We start from the raw sequence: 14,924 nt of genomic DNA on the forward strand, positions 1-14,924 counted from the left end.
ATGCGCCGCGTGCTGGAAGCCGTGGACGCTGACCGGCTGGATGCCGCCGTCGGGTCCTGGCTGGATGCGCGGCTGCACGCCGCCGGCCAGGCAGCAGGACACGGGCGGCGCCGCCGACGGGCGGTCGCGGTGGACGGCAAGGCGGTGCGGGGCACCCGTCACGCCAGCGCCGACGGCCAGCCGGTGCACCTGCTGGCCGCCCTCGATCAGCTCTGTGGTGTTGTGCTCGGCCAGGTCCGGGTGGACGGCAAGACCAACGAGATCACCCGGTTCGCGCCGCTGCTCGAGCCGGTGGACCTGGCCGGGTGCGTCATCACCGCCGACGCCCTGCACACGCAGCGCGAGCATGCCGAGTTCCTTGTCACCGGCAAGAGGGCCCATTACATCCTGGTGGTCAAGAAGAACCAGCCGGGCCTGTACGCCCAGGTCAAGAACCTGCCCTGGCGGCACATCCCGGTCGCCTCCCGCCAGCACAACCGGGGCCATGGCCGCCAGGAGCACCGCACCCTCAAGGCCGCGGCCGTCGCCGTCGGGCTCGCCTTCCCGCACGCCGCCCAGGCCATCTGCCTCACCCGCCAGGTCCGGCCGCTGGACGGCGGGAGGTGGCGGACCGTCACCGTCTACGCCATCACCCGCGTGGACGCCCGCCAGGCAACCCCCGCCCAGCTCGCCGCCTGGATCCGCGGCCACTGGCAGATCGAGGCCCTGCGCCACCTCCGCGACGTCAGCTACGGCGAAGACGCCTCCCAGATCCGCACCGGCAGCGGACCCCAGGCCATGGCCGCCCTGCGCAACCTGGCCATCGGCATCTTGAAAACGGCCGGGCACGCCAGCATCGCCGCCGCCTGCAGGCACCACGCCCGGGACGCCACCCGGACCCTCGAAACCCTCGGACTGCGCCCAGCATGAGCAAAACGGACACGACGCGGCTACACCGAGGCCCTGGAGGTCGCGGTACTCCTCTGCCGTACCGTCACCGCCCGGCCCTCGCAGACGGTGAAGTTGCCGACGTGGCCTGCGTTCGCTCAGGTGACCCGCGCCGCCACCAGGGTCTCGAAGGTATAGGGCCGCAGGCCATCGGTACGGCCGGCGAAGTACCGCTGCTGAAGGTCTGCACGTGCGGGGTGGTCCACGACCTTTAGCCCGCACCGGCTGATCAGCCTCTCGATCTCGGATGCCGGCCAGCCAGGCTGAAGAGGCTCGCCGGCAGAAGCCGCGATCGGCGTGTAGATACGGGCGAATTCCGTCCCCGCGTCGTCGAGCGCACAGTCCTCGGCCCGATAGGAGAACACCACCTCAGACCCGGGAGCAGCCGCCGCGATCGTGCGCAACGTCGACTCGATCGCCTGTGCCGTCAGATAGGGGGCGACGCCCGTCCAGCAGAACATCGCCGGCTGCGCCCAGTCGAACCCGGCCGAGTCCAGAACACCCTGAACCGGTTCGGCCTCGAAATCAACCGGCACGAATACCTGCGAGTCGCTGAGCGGCAGGCCGAGCTCCCTGACCCGCTCGAGCTTCCAGGCCTGGGAGGCAGGGTGATCAACCTCGAACACCGTCAGCGAGCCGAGCAGATCCGGCCGCCGCCACGCGAACGAGTCAAGCCCCGCGCCAAGAATCACGTACTGCGTGAAGGCACCAGCAGCCAGCCGATCCTCGGCGTACCGGCTGCGGGTGCAGACAGCCGCACGGGACTCGCGGCGGACCGGGCCGGGGAACAGCGGATCGAACTGGTCTCGCAGTTGCTGCCATACCGGGCCGACAAGCACCAGGGCCAGCGCATCGTCCAGTACCCACGGCGACGCGTTCTCCAGGCGAAACAATCCACGCGACACGGCCGCAAACATGGCCGTCCTGCTCGGCGCGCTTTCCATGCATTCCTCCTCGCCGGCCAGAACCCAGCATGGCTGGCCACGCCCGCCCACTCCGCGCACTTCACAGGATGCGCGTGAAGCGCCCTGACGGCCATAGCCAGATCGCCTGACAGCCACGATCTGCTCGCCATTGGGATCCTCCAAAACGGCCAGGAACGCCAGCATCACAGCCGCCTGCACGCCACCACGCCCGGGACGCCACCAGGACCCCGAGACCTTCCGACTCGACCCGGCATGAATAAAACGGACATAACGTGACTATGCCGAGGCCTTGGGGGCCAGAGCCGCGGAGTGTTTGAACTTTGTTCGATTGCGCCGTGATCACTCGATGCGGTTGAGGCCGAGTTCCTGTTCGGGGTCGGTGTGGCCGTGGCGGCCGGTGGCGGCGGCCATCGGCTCCACCGACTTACGGTGCCCATCCAGCAACAGCCCCCGCGGATAGACCGCGCCCCAACGACGTTGATCCACCCGCGCGAACGGCTCGAACATCTCCGCCGCGAAGTCCTCCAGAGCACACCGGACCGCGGCCAACTCCCCACCCAGCACACCCGATCAACGCCACAATCCATCAAACGGACACGCCACCACCGAGCGAACCTGACCAAGCCCTACTAGGCTCTGCACGGCTTCCGCGCTGCCGCCTTCTTGACCATCTTCTTCACGGTGGCCTTCTTGGCGGGCGCCCTTTTCGTCGCCTTGCCGCAGCCTTCTTCTTCGGCATGTCGTGGATGGTGACGTCCTCGCCACGGTTCGCCTGCGCCTTCGCCACCGACTCCTTGAGGGCGGCCATCAGGTCGACGACCTTGCCTGCCGGGGCCTTCTGCTCCGGCACCGCGATCGACTACGTCATCAGTACGGCGAGATGAGACACAGCAGACCCTCTTCGACGACTCCGCAAGGCCGAATCCTGAAACTTCGCCGCCGCCTCACACAGGTTTCGCCGGAACATGTGCGCTTTGCTGAAGGTCTTGTTCGAGGTCAGGATGATCGAGCTTTTTTCGCAGCGCTCCGTCCGCTGTGGGGGTGATCCCCGGAACGGGGCCGTGGGCGTTCCGTACATTCCGCGGATCCATGCGGGCCGGGTAGCACTGCCGAAGAGACCTCCCCATCGACCGCATATGCGAACACCGGCCCGAGGCCGTTCCGTGTATGCCGCGGTCCGGACGAAGGTCACCGGGTCCGCGTGCAGGATCCCGGGCGGCCCCCGAGGTGGTCATGGTCCAGACCGAGAATCCTGGGTCCCGGCACCCGGCTGCGTCGCAGTCCTTCGCGGCGGCTGCGCCAACAGGGCTGCGTACAGGCCGCATTGCGGACCGTCCCCAATGTCGCGGCCGACCGGCCGACCGAGCCCCATTAGTACAGACCTGTTGACTGACCTGGAAAGCTTCCTTACGATCCCGGCGCAGATACTCGCCTCACGCGCCGCCCCCCACATCCCTCTTGTCATGCGCGCAACATTCACGTGGCGGACAGGAGTTCAGACAAGAGAACGCCCATGAAGCGCAGACCGCTGGTGCGGAGCCCGAGCGACCTACCGCTTACCCGCAACAGCCAGGCTCACCACCTTCAGCAGGAGGCGCGATGACAAGGATCGGGACCAGCAGCGCACGGCTGCGCCGCCGGTTGGCCACAGTGGCCACCGCCGGCACGATGGCCGCGGGGCTCCTCGTGGGGGCCGTCGGCAGCAGCTCCGCCACCGGCGCGGGCGTCGACTCCGTCCCCACCGGCATCAGAACCGTCTCCAGCAGCTGGACCATCCCCTGGGGCCTCAGCTGGCTGCCCAGCGGCAACGCTCTCATCACCGAGCGCAACTCCTTCCGGGTCTACACCCTCACCCAGTCGGGCACCAAGACGCAGGTCGGCACAGTCCCCAACGTGTCCACCACCGGCGGCGAGGGCGGCCTCATGGGCGTCGCCGTCTCGCCGAACTGGAACACCGATCACTACGTCTACTTCATGCACTCGGCCGCGAACGACAACCGCATCGCGCGGATGACCTTCAACGGCACCACGCTCACCGACTACACCACCATCCTGACGGGCATCGCCCGCTCCACCTACCACAACGGCGGCCGGCTGAAGTTCGGCCCGGACGGCTACCTGTACGCCACCACCGGCGACGCCCAAAACTCCGCCAACGCCCAGAACAAGAACTCGCTGAACGGCAAGATCCTGCGCATGACCACCGCGGGCCAGGCGGCGCCTGGCAACCCCTTCGGCACTCTGGTCTACTCGCTGGGCCACCGCAATCCGCAGGGCCTCACCTGGGACGCCCAGGGCCGGCTGTGGGCCGCCGAGTTCGGCAACGTCCAGTTCGACGAGCTCAATCTCATCACGCCCGGCGCCAACTACGGCTGGCCCACCTGCGAGGGCTCCTGCTCCACCGCCGGCATGACCAACCCCAAGCGCCAATGGACCACCGGCGAGGCCTCCCCCAGCGGCCTCACCTTCGCCGACGGCGCGCTGTACCTCGCGGCTTTGAAGGGCCAGCGACTCTGGCGCATCCCGGTGACCGGCACGGAAACCGGCACCCCGGTCGCGTACTACACCAGCTCCTACGGTCGGCTGCGCACCGTGGAGACGGTGCCCGGTCTCAACTCCCTGTGGCTGACCACGACCAACGCCGACGGCAACGGCGGCCAGCCGGCCGGCTCCGACAAAGTCTTCCAGGTCGACCTGAGCTGAGCCCACCACCGCACACCCCCTCCCACGGCGCAGTCCCGGCCCGTACAGTCCGGGACTGCGCCGGACCGTACGGCGGGGATCACCCGCCCCAAAGTCACAGCCGCCCCAAGGGAGTTCCCCTCGCTCCGGCGCGCCGGCGGAGCCTCAATTGGCCTGCCCCCGGCCTCGTGTCGACACCCGTCGCACCTGGCGTTCCGCAGGATGCCCAAATCGGCAGGCCATGGAAGCGCACCTCCAACGCCACGGGCTCAAGGCCCTTGGCGGCGACAGCGGGATCTCCAGGAGCGAAGTCTCCTGAATCTGCGGTGGGTTGGACGCCCGGCTGGTCATCGTCCGAGACCAGCCGCTGAATCACACCCACTTCCCCTACATCCACCTGGACGCACCCACTGCAAGGTCCGGGTCAACCACCAGGTCGTCTCGCAAGCCGCCATCATCGACACCGGCATCGCCGAGGACAGCAACCACGAAGTCCTCGGCGTCGCGGTCGGGGAACACGAAACCCTGGCGTTCCGGGCCGAGTTCCTGCGCTCGCTGCGAGCCCGCGGCCTGGCCGGTGTGCGGCTGGTCCACGCCGGCGACCACATGGGGCCGGCCGCCACGATCCACAAAGTCATGCTCGGCGCCGTCTACCAGAGGTGTCGCGTTCACTTCCGACGTCCGCGGGATCCCATGTCGCCGCTGTGCTGAACCACCACGGCGACCCGCAAGCCGGCCGATGAACCGACCCGCCAGAGCCACCGGATCTGCGCGGATACGGTGGGCGCTCTCCTGCGCGATCCGACGTTCACCCGGGCTCACAGGGACCACAAAGCAAGACAGTAACCGTTTTCATTTCCAAGGGATGGTCAAGATCCCCGGGCTGTCGCACCCCGCCTGGCAGAGTCGCCTCCACCCCCATGCTGAGGAGATTCCCAGGTGAGACGATTGCTGACCGCTGTCGCCACAAGCACCTTCCTGCTGTTGACCGTACCGGCGGTTCCCGCCGCCGCCGCGACCCCCGCGCGGCCCGCCTCCACCATCGCCTGGAGCACCTGCACGGATACGACGCTGGCCCAGGCCGGCGCCGAATGCGGCACACTCCAGGTCCCTCTCAACTACGCCCAGCCCGCCGGCACCCAGATCACCCTGGCGCTGTCGCGGATCCGGCACACCGTGCCGGACAGCGAGTACCAGGGCGTGGTGCTCGCCGCCCCCAACCCGCTGGGCGGCTCCGGGTACACCGACCCGCTGCAGGGTGCCCTGCTGCCCGAGAACGCGGGCGCCGCCTACGACTGGGTGGGATTCGCCCGGCGCGGCCTGTCCCCGAGCATCCCCGCGCTGTCCTGCGAACCCGGCTACTTCGGCTATGACCGGCCGACGTACGAGCCCGCGACGGCTGCGGAAGAGGAGGCGTGGCTGGACCGGACCGAGGGCTACGCGCAGGCGTGCGACACCGGCAACCAGTCGGCGCTGCTCGACCACATGAAGGCCACCGACACCGCCGCGGACATGGAGACCATCCGCACCGCACTCGGGGCCGGGCAGCTCAACATTTACGCCCACTCCTACGGCACCTACATCGCCCAGGTCTACGCCACGCTGCACCCGCGGCAGGTCCGCCGGATGGTGCTCGACAGCAACGTCGATCCGACACGCGTCTGGTACGACGCCGCCAACTTCGACCAGAACGTCCAGATGCAGAACAACCTGGAGTTCTGGTTCGCCTGGCTCGCCTCGCACGACGACGTCTACCACCTCGGCGCCACGACCGAGGCTGTGACCCAGCAGTGGGACGACCAGCTCGCCGCGGTGACCACTGCGCCGGCCGGCGGCGCGATAGGCCCCGACGAGTGGATCGACATCTTCCTGGTGTCCCCCTACTTCCAGGCGAGCTGGCCGTTCCTCGGGTCGGCATTCTCCGGCTGGGTGCACGACGGCGACGGCGCGACCCTGAAGGCGCTTTTCGACCAGCTCATGCAGTACGGCAACGACAACACGTATGCGGCCTTGCTCGCCGAGGTGTGCACTGACGCGCCCTGGCCGTCGGACTGGGCCAAGTGGCAGGCAGACACCCGGGCCACCGCGGCTCTGGCGCCGACCACCACCTGGGGCAACACCTGGTTCAACGCGCCCTGCCGCACCTGGGGAGCGGAGGCCGGCACCCCCGTGAAGGTGGACGGCTCGAAGGTGGCCGGCGCGCTGCTGATCGACGAGACGCTGGACGCGGCGACGCCGTTCGAGGGCAGCCTCGAAGTCCGGTCGCTGTTCCCGCACTCGTCGCTGGTCAGCGTCCCGGGCGGCACCAGCAACGGCGCCACGCCAGGCAGCAACTCCTGCGTGGACGCGACGATCGCCGCTTACCTCACCACCGGCACGCTGCCGACCCGCGTCCCGGGCCGTCAGGCGGATCGTGAGTGCGCGGCGTCGCCGCTGCCCACGCCGACCGGCTGAAACGCTTCCCGAGCGGGACCGGCCGACGGTGACAACCTCGGCCGGGCCCGCTCCCCTGCGCGAACGACTCCACGACCCGGTCGACACCATGGACCGCAAACTCGTCGCTGCCGCCGGCATGGATCCCAAAGCCTCATGAGTTACCCCTCGGACCACATCGATGCAGGACGCCTGCCATACCAGCAAGAACTTCCTGGCCGACACGGCCGAGGGCGTACGCCATGTGCAACAGGGCCACACGGCCGTGGTCACGTGGCGTGAGCACGCCGAACTGGCCTGTCCTGCCGGTAGCCGAAGAGCCGAGGCGCTCCCGTCATGTCGCACTTATGATCGGCAAGCTGCGATGCAGCGATCAACCGACCTCAAGAACAGGTCTGTTAAGGGGAGTTGCCGTGCGTCTTCGTCCCATCGTTCTCGTCCTGCCCACGCTGCTGTGCCTCGCGGCAGCCGTGTCCTGCAGCGACTCAGGCTCATCCGGCGACGACTCAGGCCCCATCGGCGCGAGGCAGCTGGACGGAACGAGTCTCTGCACGCTCCTGTCCGAGGACACCATGGCCAAGCTCCTGGGCGTGAAGAAGCTGGAGAGCGATTCGACGGCGGGCGCGGGCGACGACTGCGAGTGGACGGCGCCCGTCGACGGATCCACCGACGGCAAGCTCCAGATCAGTACCTCCTACGTGATGGAAATCGGCGAGCAGACGACTGTCGGTGGTCTTCGCGCGCGCCGCGCCATACAGTCCACGGCCTGCGAGATCTCCATCGACACGACGGGAGCGACCGACCCGGCCGGCGAGTCCGGGAAGGCCGACCCCGCCCTCCGAGTCTGGTTCCTGGGCCCGGCCGACAGCTTCGACGACGCGAAGAACTGCAAGGCGGCCAGCCGTCTCGCCGAGGCCGCGATGCGTGCGCTGCCGGAAGGGTGAGCCTGTCGCAGCGGTGGAATTAACCTTGCGCCGGTCGAGTTCAGGCTGGAACGAGAAATCGTAGTCGTCCAGCGTCTTGTGGTGCGGCAGGCTGGAGGTGCGAAGCCCGCTGCGGAAGCGGCGGTCCTCCCGGCCGGCGTTTTCCTCGGCCAGGACCAGGTCGATGAAATCGAGGTAGCCCATCTTTGCCTCGTCGGCCCGCTGGATGTGGCTGTTCAGGACCTCGGCCAGGTGAGACAGGCCGAGCTTGACGGCCACGGTGCGGATCCGGGTGGCGGTCAGCTCGCTCAACGGGCTTCCTTCACGTGGGAGTTGGTGCTGAAAGGGGCGGTCCCGGTCAGCTCGTCATAGACCGACAGCGGGCGGCGTCCATACTCGATGCGGGTGGCGGCAGCCCGGTTCAACAGGGCCTGCAGCGGCCCGGTTTCCGACCGCACCCGTTCCATGGACGCCCAGGCGCCTCCGGTGCGAAGCGTCCAGTATCAGCAGGCAGACCGCGATCAGGGAGGACCGTCCGATGGCGTAGCGGCAGTGCGCGAGGACATGGCACCGGCCCGTAGATCCGCGGCGAGCTCTCGCAGAACCGGCAGTACGACGGGGATCGGCGGGACCGTGAAGTCGGGGATGGGCAGGGGGATGAACCGCAGCCCGGCGGCTTCGGCGACGCGGGGCTCGTCTGCGAGACCGAGCTCGGCGCGCTCGGCGTCGGGAAGGGCGCAGGCCAGGATGTCGGTGCCGGCCTTGCGCATTGCTGCCATGTCGGCTGCCAGATGCGCGTCGCCGTGGGGCCTGACCATGGTGCTCAGGCGTCCCGGTCGCCGCGGACCGGTGACGGTGAAGAGGAGGCGGGGGCGGGCGGCTCGGTCATCAGGCGGACGAACCCGGCGGGAGCCAGTGGTAGCAACCACCGCACTCGTTGGTGAGCCAGCCGTTGATGCTGCCCAGCCCCCGCTCGTTGATCTGCCCGTCGTGGATGCCATACGCCCTGTCCGGGTCGACGGCGCGCACGAAGTCGATGGCCTCGTCCGTCTTCATCCATGACCCTTGCAGGGGCACCAGCAGGGTCTGCACCGGCCGGTCGGGAAGGAGCAGTGAGTCCCCGGGGTGATAGAGGGCGTCCTCGACGAGGTAGCCCAGGTTGGCGCAGTCCGGGAGGCCGCCGTAGATGCGCGCGTGCCGCCCGCCCTGGGCGGTCACCCGGAAGCCGGCCGCGGTGAATTCCTCGCCGGCGACGACGCCGATGAAGTCCAGGCCCGGGATCCGCGCCGCCGTAGGTGCATAGACGGGCACGCCCAACCCCCTGAGTCGCAACAGGTCGACGTGGTCATCGTGTTCGTGGGTCACCAGGACTGCGTCCACGCCGACGAGGGCCTCGGGCTCACTCCAGACGCCGGGATCGATGACCAGCGTGCCGCCACCGTCGAATTCCAACCGGACGCATGAATGGGTGTACTTGGTAATCCGCACCCGCGTGACCATAGCCCGACGGCTCCGCGAAATCCCTCGGGGAGTGGCTGGAAAATACCGCTCGGTCGCACTCATGGGATGCTCCGGGGTGAGCAGCGATAACTAGTGCTCTGACCGGGAAGGTTCGCCGGGGCGGTGGCTTCGCCTCGATAGTCTGTACGGCGTGATCAACTCATACGCGAGTTCCGACGATGCTGCAGTTGCAATAGCCGGAGCGCGGGCTGGCGCGGATGTGGTCCGCAATATGTACGGCCAGCGGCTCAACCGCATCGACAAGGGGGCCGGGGACTTTGCCACCGCCGCCGATGTGAAGGCCGAGAAGGCGATCCTCGGCGCTATCCATGCCGCACGGCCCGATGACGCGGTGCTCGGCGAGGAAGGCGGGCAGCAGGGCGCCGTCGACGCTGTGCGCCAGTGGTTGGTGGATCCCCTGTGCGGCACGCTGAACTACGCCGTGGGCAACATGCTGGTGGCCGTCAATGTGGCGCTGCGTGATGGTGCGGCGGCGGTGGCCGACCCATTCAGCGGCGAGGTTTTCTTCACCGATGGAGAGAGCGCCTGGGTGCGCCAAGACGGGGCCGACGAGGCACTACTGACGCCCTCGCCTGCTACCCGGTTGGTGGACGTCAACCTGGATCCGCCGTTCCCGAGTGCGCCCGGATTCCGGGCCGTGGATCTGCTGGCCCACCCTGAATTCGTCGAACATTTCCGGCCTCGGGTCGTGTCTACGACGCTGGCGCTGGCCTGGGTCGCTGCCGGCAAGCGCGCCGCGTATGTCTCCGATGGCGGCGACCTGTCCAGGAGCGTGCACTTCGCGGCCGGCATCGCTTTGTGCCGGGCTGCTGGCTGCGTTGTCACCGGGATCGACGGTGCTCCGATTGGTGAGGCCGGTCGTGGGCTTGTGGTCGCCGCCGACGACGAGACCCACAGTCTGCTGATGTCGATGACGCGCAGCCGGAACTAGTGCTGCCACGCATGGGGTTTCGCCGGGGTGGGTCAGGCTTCGACTCGGAGAGGCCTGCTGCCCCAGCGGATGCCCTTCTCACTGCGGATCCGGGCACGTTCACGGCGTTGAGCTGCGAGGACGTCTGGGTGGCGGGCGTTGGCGTTGCGCCAGCGCAGGTACGCGTGGAGGGCCCGCGTCCGCGCGGTGTGGTTGCGGTGGTTGGGGTTGGCGATGGTGAACTGCCGCAGCGGTCCGAAGTGAGCCTCGATCGGGTTGGCCTAGGACGCGTAGGTCGGGGTGAAGCACAGGTTGGCCTTGTTCTTCTTCGCCCAGCGAAGGATGTCGGCGCCTTTGTGGGCGGGCAGGTCGTCCGGGATGACGTAGATCGGGGCGCCGTCGGGGCGGGCGGCCCGGTGGGCCTTGGGGGTGGCGGGCAGCAGGGCCTCAGGGCGCATCACGATGCCCTTGCCATCGAACTACAGAACCAGGAGGGTGTCGGCGGTCGCCGGCAGCGGGATCTGGTGCCGGTAGAAAGCGTCGATGTCCCGGGCGGCGATGATGAGGTGTTCGGCCTGGCGTTTGCCCAGCACCTTCCCGCCCCGCTGGTCGATAGCCGCCTTGGCCTGGTCGTAGGAGCCGTGGAGGGCCTCGGCGACCGCCAGCCGGCGCAGGCGGTGGGAGTGCCGGCGGGCGGGCGAGGACAGGGCCCGGTCGGCGGGGTGGACACTGGGCAGCCCCTTCTGCCGCCAGGCGCACCGCTCAACGGTGACCGTGCCGAACACGCAGGCCAGCTCGCGGTGATGGCCCGCCTCCCGATACGGACGCCTCTGCCCGTCCGCACCGGTCACCACCACAGCCGCAGAGCTGGGTTGTTCGCGTTCCCGGCGGGCCCCGCACCGGCTGGTCACCGGCCGTCGGTTCCACCGGCTGCTCGGCGACCGAGGCCCCGTCCGAACTGGACATCTCCGCGACCACCTCGGCCACCGTCTCCCGCGTCACCCGCAGCCGCGACCACACCTCCCGCTCGGCCTCCAGCCGCGCCGTCAACTCCGCGATCTGCGACTCAAGGTCCTCCACCCGTACCCGGGAAGCCACCTCCCGGGCCTCCAGCTCCTCGAACAATGAGCCCGTCAGAGTCGCTTCCTCCACTGCCGCGGTAGAGACGGAACGACACGAACACACTCCGTTCAGCGTTGCCGCGCCTCACGTTCCCTTCGGAGGGGCCGCACTCAATTCGAAAACGACCTCCAACGACGCTACGAAGGCGCCGTCGTCGAGAGCTGGCTCGGCGAGATTTAAGGCATCGACCTCACATTGCGTTTCCTGCGGGACAAGCGAACCCAGGCGCAGAGACTGCAGCGGATCAGCCGCAACGTCGACCTCGGCCTACCCGCCGTCCGAGCCACAAAGAATCGTGATCAAAATGCAGAGACCAGCACCTTCGACACCGCGAACCAGCGGGTCGCTCGCGCCGGGCTGACCTCGGTTCGGCGACCAGTGATCTTCCCGCTGAACGTGTATCGCGGACGTATCGAAAATCGCATACGCCACCGCAACAGTCTCCCGTTTTCAGTGGAGTCATGGACAACAGTGCATCAACGGTCAGTTCGTCCATCGGGAAAGGACTGTGAGCATGGACTCGGATTCCGTACGCGGTGTCAACCGGCGGCGGCTGCTCGGGTGGGGCGGGTTGGCGGCCGCCGGCGTGGTGACAGGCGCGTCGCCGGTGAGCGCCCAGCCCGGCCACGCCGACCAGGCCCCCACCGACCCGATCCCGCCAGACACCCGGCCTGACGGAGCCTACGACCGGTATGTGGCGAAGTTGGCCGCCGAGGGCAAGTTCTCCGGCGTGGTGCTGTTGTCGCACCGGGGCCGGACGGTGCTGTCCCGCAGCTACGGCATGGCCGACAAGGAGAAGGGGATCGCCAACCACGAGGGCGTCGCGTTCAGCCTCAGTTCGGCGGGGAAGCCGTTCGGCGCGGTAGCCGTCTTGCAGTTGGCGCAGCAGGGCAAGGTGAAGCTGTCGGACACGGTGGGCACCCATCTGAAGGGCTTCGCCAGGGAGATCGCCGAGCAGGTGACCATCCATCACGTGTTGTCCGGCACCTCTGGGCTCGACAGCCCGGATGAGGACGTGCAACGCGTCTTCCAAAGCCGGGATGAGGCGCACGAGTACTACGAGCAGCGGGCCCGGCAGGCGAAACTGGTGGGCGTCCCGGGCTCCCCTGACACCGCCCATGAGGAGGCGGAGGTCACCATTTCCGCGCTGATCGTGGAGGCCGTGACTGGCGAGACGTACTGGGACTACGTGCAGGAGAACATCTTCGGGCGCTGCAACATGACCGGCTCCGCGTTCTACACCAGGCCGCAGTGGCTCACCGACGAGCACATCGCGCACCCGTACATGGAACTGGCCGACGGCAGCGTGGTGGATGCCGTCCGCAACCTGGACAAGAGCAGCCCGGACCCGAACGTACTCGGCAGAAATCCGGGCCGCGCCTTCATCGATGCCCCCGGGGACGGTGGCTTCGCCACCGCGCCGGATCTGGTCCGGTTCGCGCGCGCGCTGGGCGACGGAACGGTGCTGGACCGGCCCTGGGCCGACGTGCTCACTGCCGCCAAGATCCCCCACGGACCGGCGTCGTTCGGGGCGTACGGGATTCCGGTCTCCATCGTCAACGGCCAGTGGAACTACCAGCGCGCCGGTGGCAACCCGGGTGTCAGCGCCAACTGGGACATCTACCCGTACACCGGCTGGGTCGGTGTCATCCTCAGCAACCACGACGGCGTGCCGCTGCAGGAGATGATCGGGCAGGAGATGCAGGCCATCACCGGGGCCCCGGCCGGCGGGGGATCAGGTGGCTGAGCTACCGGGGGATTCCGCGAATGCACGGCCAGTGCCGTGCGCGGGGGCCTGGCCGGCGCCGAAGCCGTCCTCAAACTCCGCGCCCTGAACGACAACGACGACTTCGACGAGTACTGGACCTTCCACCTCGCCCAGGAGCACCAGCGTCTCTACCCCACCCCCGACCAGCACAACTACCAACTCACGGCCTGACCCACGGACCTCCCAGAGCCGGAGCTACACCCATCGACGACTGCACACGGCTGCGGGTGCTGCGGATCTATCCGACGCTGAACCAGGCCCCTGCGATCCAGTTCCTCGACTACGTCATCCAACGCCTGCCGTTCCAGGTCGAAGTCATCCAGACCGACAACGGGGCCGAGTTCCAGTCCGCCTTCCACCGGCACGCGCTCGACAAGGACATCGCCCACAGCTACATCAAGCCCCGAACACCGCGGCTGAATGGCAAGGTTGAACGCTCCCACCGCATCGACGCCGAGGAGTTCTACCGGCTGCTCGACGGCGTCATCATCGACGACGTCGACGTCTTCAACGACAAGCTGCGCGAGTGGGAGGACTACTACAACTACCACCGCCCGCACGGCGGCCTCGGCGGCCAGACCCCCTACGAACGCCTCAGGCAGAAGACCACGGCCCAGGCGTAATCGGTGATCGTCAGTTGCACACGACGCGGACTCAGAACAGTCCACCGAGGAGCAGGCGGGCTCTGCTCGGCGTCACCGTCATGCCGATAGCAGTGTCAGTTGGACCAAGTCGGGGACAGAAGAAGCCGGGCGGCGATCCACTCAGCCGCATCAGACCGGTTGGTGCTTCGTCTGCTGCCCCGGAGGAGTCGACGATGCCGCCTAAGAACGCCGGCCCGTCGAAGTGGACCCTGCCGCCGGAGAACGTCACCTCGTCGAAGTGGAAGCCGACCGCAAGTGGCAGCCTATCGCCCCGGCCCGCCGCCCGAAGGTCAAGGCCATCGTCTATGTCGTCGACGGCAGTGTCGTACGCGTACGGTCCGTCGCCCCGGATCCGTCCAAGTGGCGTGAGGACGACCGCGGATACGCTGATGTATCCGTGGGCCACGCGCCCCTGGACAACCTCCAGATCGCCGAGCGACTTCCCGCCCTCGGCACCCGCAACGGTGACCCGCGCCCGCACGTCCGCGGAAAGCTCCACGAATACATCGTCCCGTGACCCCCATTCCGCTGAGCCAGCTTGCTGACTCAGCGAGTAGACCCGATGGGCTGCCGTTGGCAGCCGCTGGCCGCCACACTGTTGGTACGGCTTCGCGATGACTCGCCGACGGGGGACGTATGCAGGACGACGCTTCGATGAGAACGGGCCACGCTAATACCCAGTCGGACGGCATGGTGAACGTACTGCTACTCGTCGCGCCCGACCCCGAGCTGGACCCGGAGGCGGGGGAACTACTGGCGCACCGGCTGCGGGCCGAGATCGCCGAGCTGGACGTCGAGTCGGTCCGTCCCGCGCCGATGGACACAGCCCCGGACGGTGCGAAGGGCGCCGATGCGGTCATGCTGGGGGCGGTCGTCGTGGCGTTGAGCGCGTCTGGCGGGGTGTTCAGCACGCTCGTCGAGACCCTGCGCGACTGGCTCGACCGGTCCTCCGCACGGCATCGCGTCTCGCTGACCATCGACGGCGACACCATCGAACTGGAGCGGGCGTCCGCCGACGAGCGGCGAGACCTGGTCGACGCCTACATCCGCCGACACACAGGCAGTTAG

17 protein-coding genes and 3 pseudogenes are annotated in these 14,924 nt (G+C 68.3%); 11 read left to right on the top strand and 9 right to left on the bottom strand.

The genetic code is table 11. The features are described 5' to 3' along the window. Window positions 1–9 precede the first annotated feature (9 nt). Window positions 10–909 (top strand): ISAs1 family transposase, encoded by a 900-nt coding sequence (locus ACIPC1_RS17240; protein WP_402517748.1) that lies wholly within the window; start codon window positions 10–12, stop codon window positions 907–909. 116 nt (window positions 910–1,025) lie between these two features. On the opposite strand, the gene ACIPC1_RS17245 is transcribed toward ACIPC1_RS17240, so the two are convergent. From ACIPC1_RS17245 to ACIPC1_RS17255, 3 genes are all read right to left on the bottom strand, one after another. Continuing rightward, on the bottom strand, window positions 1,026–2,036 hold the full coding sequence (locus tag ACIPC1_RS17245; RefSeq protein ID WP_402517750.1) for a class I SAM-dependent methyltransferase: 1,011 nt from the start codon (window positions 2,034–2,036) through the stop codon (window positions 1,026–1,028). A gap of 156 nt (window positions 2,037–2,192) precedes the next feature. Next, a complete protein-coding gene (locus ACIPC1_RS17250) occupies window positions 2,193–2,402 on the bottom strand; it encodes a transposase (RefSeq protein WP_402517752.1) in 210 nt (69 codons plus the stop codon). Between the two features lie 127 nt (window positions 2,403–2,529). Further along, window positions 2,530–2,703: a hypothetical protein gene (locus ACIPC1_RS17255; RefSeq protein ID WP_402517755.1), complete on the bottom strand. Its 174-nt coding sequence runs from the start codon at window positions 2,701–2,703 to the stop codon at window positions 2,530–2,532. A 749-nt stretch (window positions 2,704–3,452) separates the two neighbouring features. Between ACIPC1_RS17255 and ACIPC1_RS17260 the strand changes: the two genes are divergently transcribed. From ACIPC1_RS17260 to ACIPC1_RS17275, 4 genes are all read left to right on the top strand, one after another. Further along, window positions 3,453–4,556 (top strand): PQQ-dependent sugar dehydrogenase, encoded by a 1,104-nt coding sequence (locus ACIPC1_RS17260; RefSeq protein WP_402517757.1) that lies wholly within the window; start codon window positions 3,453–3,455, stop codon window positions 4,554–4,556. Between the two features lie 201 nt (window positions 4,557–4,757). Next, a complete protein-coding gene (locus ACIPC1_RS17265) occupies window positions 4,758–5,246 on the top strand; it encodes a transposase (protein WP_402517761.1) in 489 nt (162 codons plus the stop codon). Between the two features lie 228 nt (window positions 5,247–5,474). After that, the gene (locus tag ACIPC1_RS17270) at window positions 5,475–6,989 is read left to right on the top strand and encodes an alpha/beta fold hydrolase (RefSeq protein WP_402517762.1); all 1,515 of its coding nucleotides are present in this window, start codon (window positions 5,475–5,477) and stop codon (window positions 6,987–6,989) included. Between the two features lie 392 nt (window positions 6,990–7,381). Then, the gene (locus ACIPC1_RS17275) at window positions 7,382–7,912 is read left to right on the top strand and encodes a hypothetical protein (RefSeq protein ID WP_402518816.1); all 531 of its coding nucleotides are present in this window, start codon (window positions 7,382–7,384) and stop codon (window positions 7,910–7,912) included. Window positions 7,913–7,921: 9 nt separating this feature from the next. On the opposite strand, the pseudogene ACIPC1_RS17280 reads toward ACIPC1_RS17275, so the two are convergent. The 4 genes and pseudogenes from ACIPC1_RS17280 to ACIPC1_RS17295 all read right to left on the bottom strand — a co-directional run. Further along, a pseudogene (locus ACIPC1_RS17280) lies at window positions 7,922–8,203 on the bottom strand (ATP-binding protein); the annotation flags it as partial. Further along, window positions 8,200–8,340 (bottom strand): annotated as a pseudogene (locus ACIPC1_RS17285) (integrase core domain protein); the annotation flags it as partial. The pseudogenes ACIPC1_RS17280 and ACIPC1_RS17285, both read right to left, overlap by 4 nt. Before the next feature lie 72 nt (window positions 8,341–8,412). After that, window positions 8,413–8,709 carry a hypothetical protein gene (locus ACIPC1_RS17290; protein WP_402517763.1) on the bottom strand — a complete coding sequence of 99 codons (297 nt, stop codon included), beginning with the start codon at window positions 8,707–8,709 and terminating at the stop codon, window positions 8,413–8,415. 70 nt (window positions 8,710–8,779) lie between these two features. Beyond that, on the bottom strand, window positions 8,780–9,391 hold the full coding sequence (locus ACIPC1_RS17295) for an MBL fold metallo-hydrolase (RefSeq protein WP_402517765.1): 612 nt from the start codon (window positions 9,389–9,391) through the stop codon (window positions 8,780–8,782). A 151-nt stretch (window positions 9,392–9,542) separates the two neighbouring features. Here ACIPC1_RS17295 and ACIPC1_RS17300 point away from each other — a divergent pair, with 151 nt between their 5' ends. After that, window positions 9,543–10,343, top strand: coding sequence for an inositol monophosphatase family protein (locus ACIPC1_RS17300; RefSeq protein WP_402517768.1), 801 nt, complete (start codon window positions 9,543–9,545; stop codon window positions 10,341–10,343). Window positions 10,344–10,375: 32 nt separating this feature from the next. Here ACIPC1_RS17300 and ACIPC1_RS17305 read toward each other — a convergent pair. Continuing rightward, window positions 10,376–10,747 (bottom strand): annotated as a pseudogene (locus ACIPC1_RS17305) (transposase); the annotation flags it as partial. A 54-nt stretch (window positions 10,748–10,801) separates the two neighbouring features. Further along, complete coding sequence (locus ACIPC1_RS17310; RefSeq protein ID WP_402517771.1) at window positions 10,802–11,233, bottom strand: hypothetical protein; 432 nt, start codon at window positions 11,231–11,233, stop codon at window positions 10,802–10,804. Between the two features lie 725 nt (window positions 11,234–11,958). Here ACIPC1_RS17310 and ACIPC1_RS17315 point away from each other — a divergent pair. The 5 genes from ACIPC1_RS17315 to ACIPC1_RS17335 all read left to right on the top strand — a co-directional run bounded on the left by ACIPC1_RS17315 (window position 11,959) and on the right by ACIPC1_RS17335 (window position 14,924). Continuing rightward, window positions 11,959–13,191, top strand: coding sequence for a serine hydrolase domain-containing protein (locus ACIPC1_RS17315; RefSeq protein ID WP_402517773.1), 1,233 nt, complete (start codon window positions 11,959–11,961; stop codon window positions 13,189–13,191). Window positions 13,192–13,227: 36 nt separating this feature from the next. After that, on the top strand, window positions 13,228–13,383 hold the full coding sequence (locus ACIPC1_RS17320) for a hypothetical protein (RefSeq protein ID WP_402518818.1): 156 nt from the start codon (window positions 13,228–13,230) through the stop codon (window positions 13,381–13,383). A 56-nt stretch (window positions 13,384–13,439) separates the two neighbouring features. Next, window positions 13,440–13,835, top strand: coding sequence for an integrase core domain-containing protein (locus ACIPC1_RS17325; protein WP_402517774.1), 396 nt, complete (start codon window positions 13,440–13,442; stop codon window positions 13,833–13,835). A gap of 259 nt (window positions 13,836–14,094) precedes the next feature. Then, window positions 14,095–14,373 (top strand): hypothetical protein, encoded by a 279-nt coding sequence (locus ACIPC1_RS17330; protein WP_402517776.1) that lies wholly within the window; start codon window positions 14,095–14,097, stop codon window positions 14,371–14,373. 173 nt (window positions 14,374–14,546) lie between these two features. Next, the gene (locus ACIPC1_RS17335; protein WP_402518775.1) at window positions 14,547–14,924 is read left to right on the top strand and encodes a hypothetical protein; all 378 of its coding nucleotides are present in this window, start codon (window positions 14,547–14,549) and stop codon (window positions 14,922–14,924) included.

The sequence above is a fragment of the Streptomyces sp. NPDC087263 genome (assembly GCF_044744645.1).
Classification (GTDB): Bacteria; Actinomycetota; Actinomycetes; order Streptomycetales; family Streptomycetaceae; genus Streptomyces.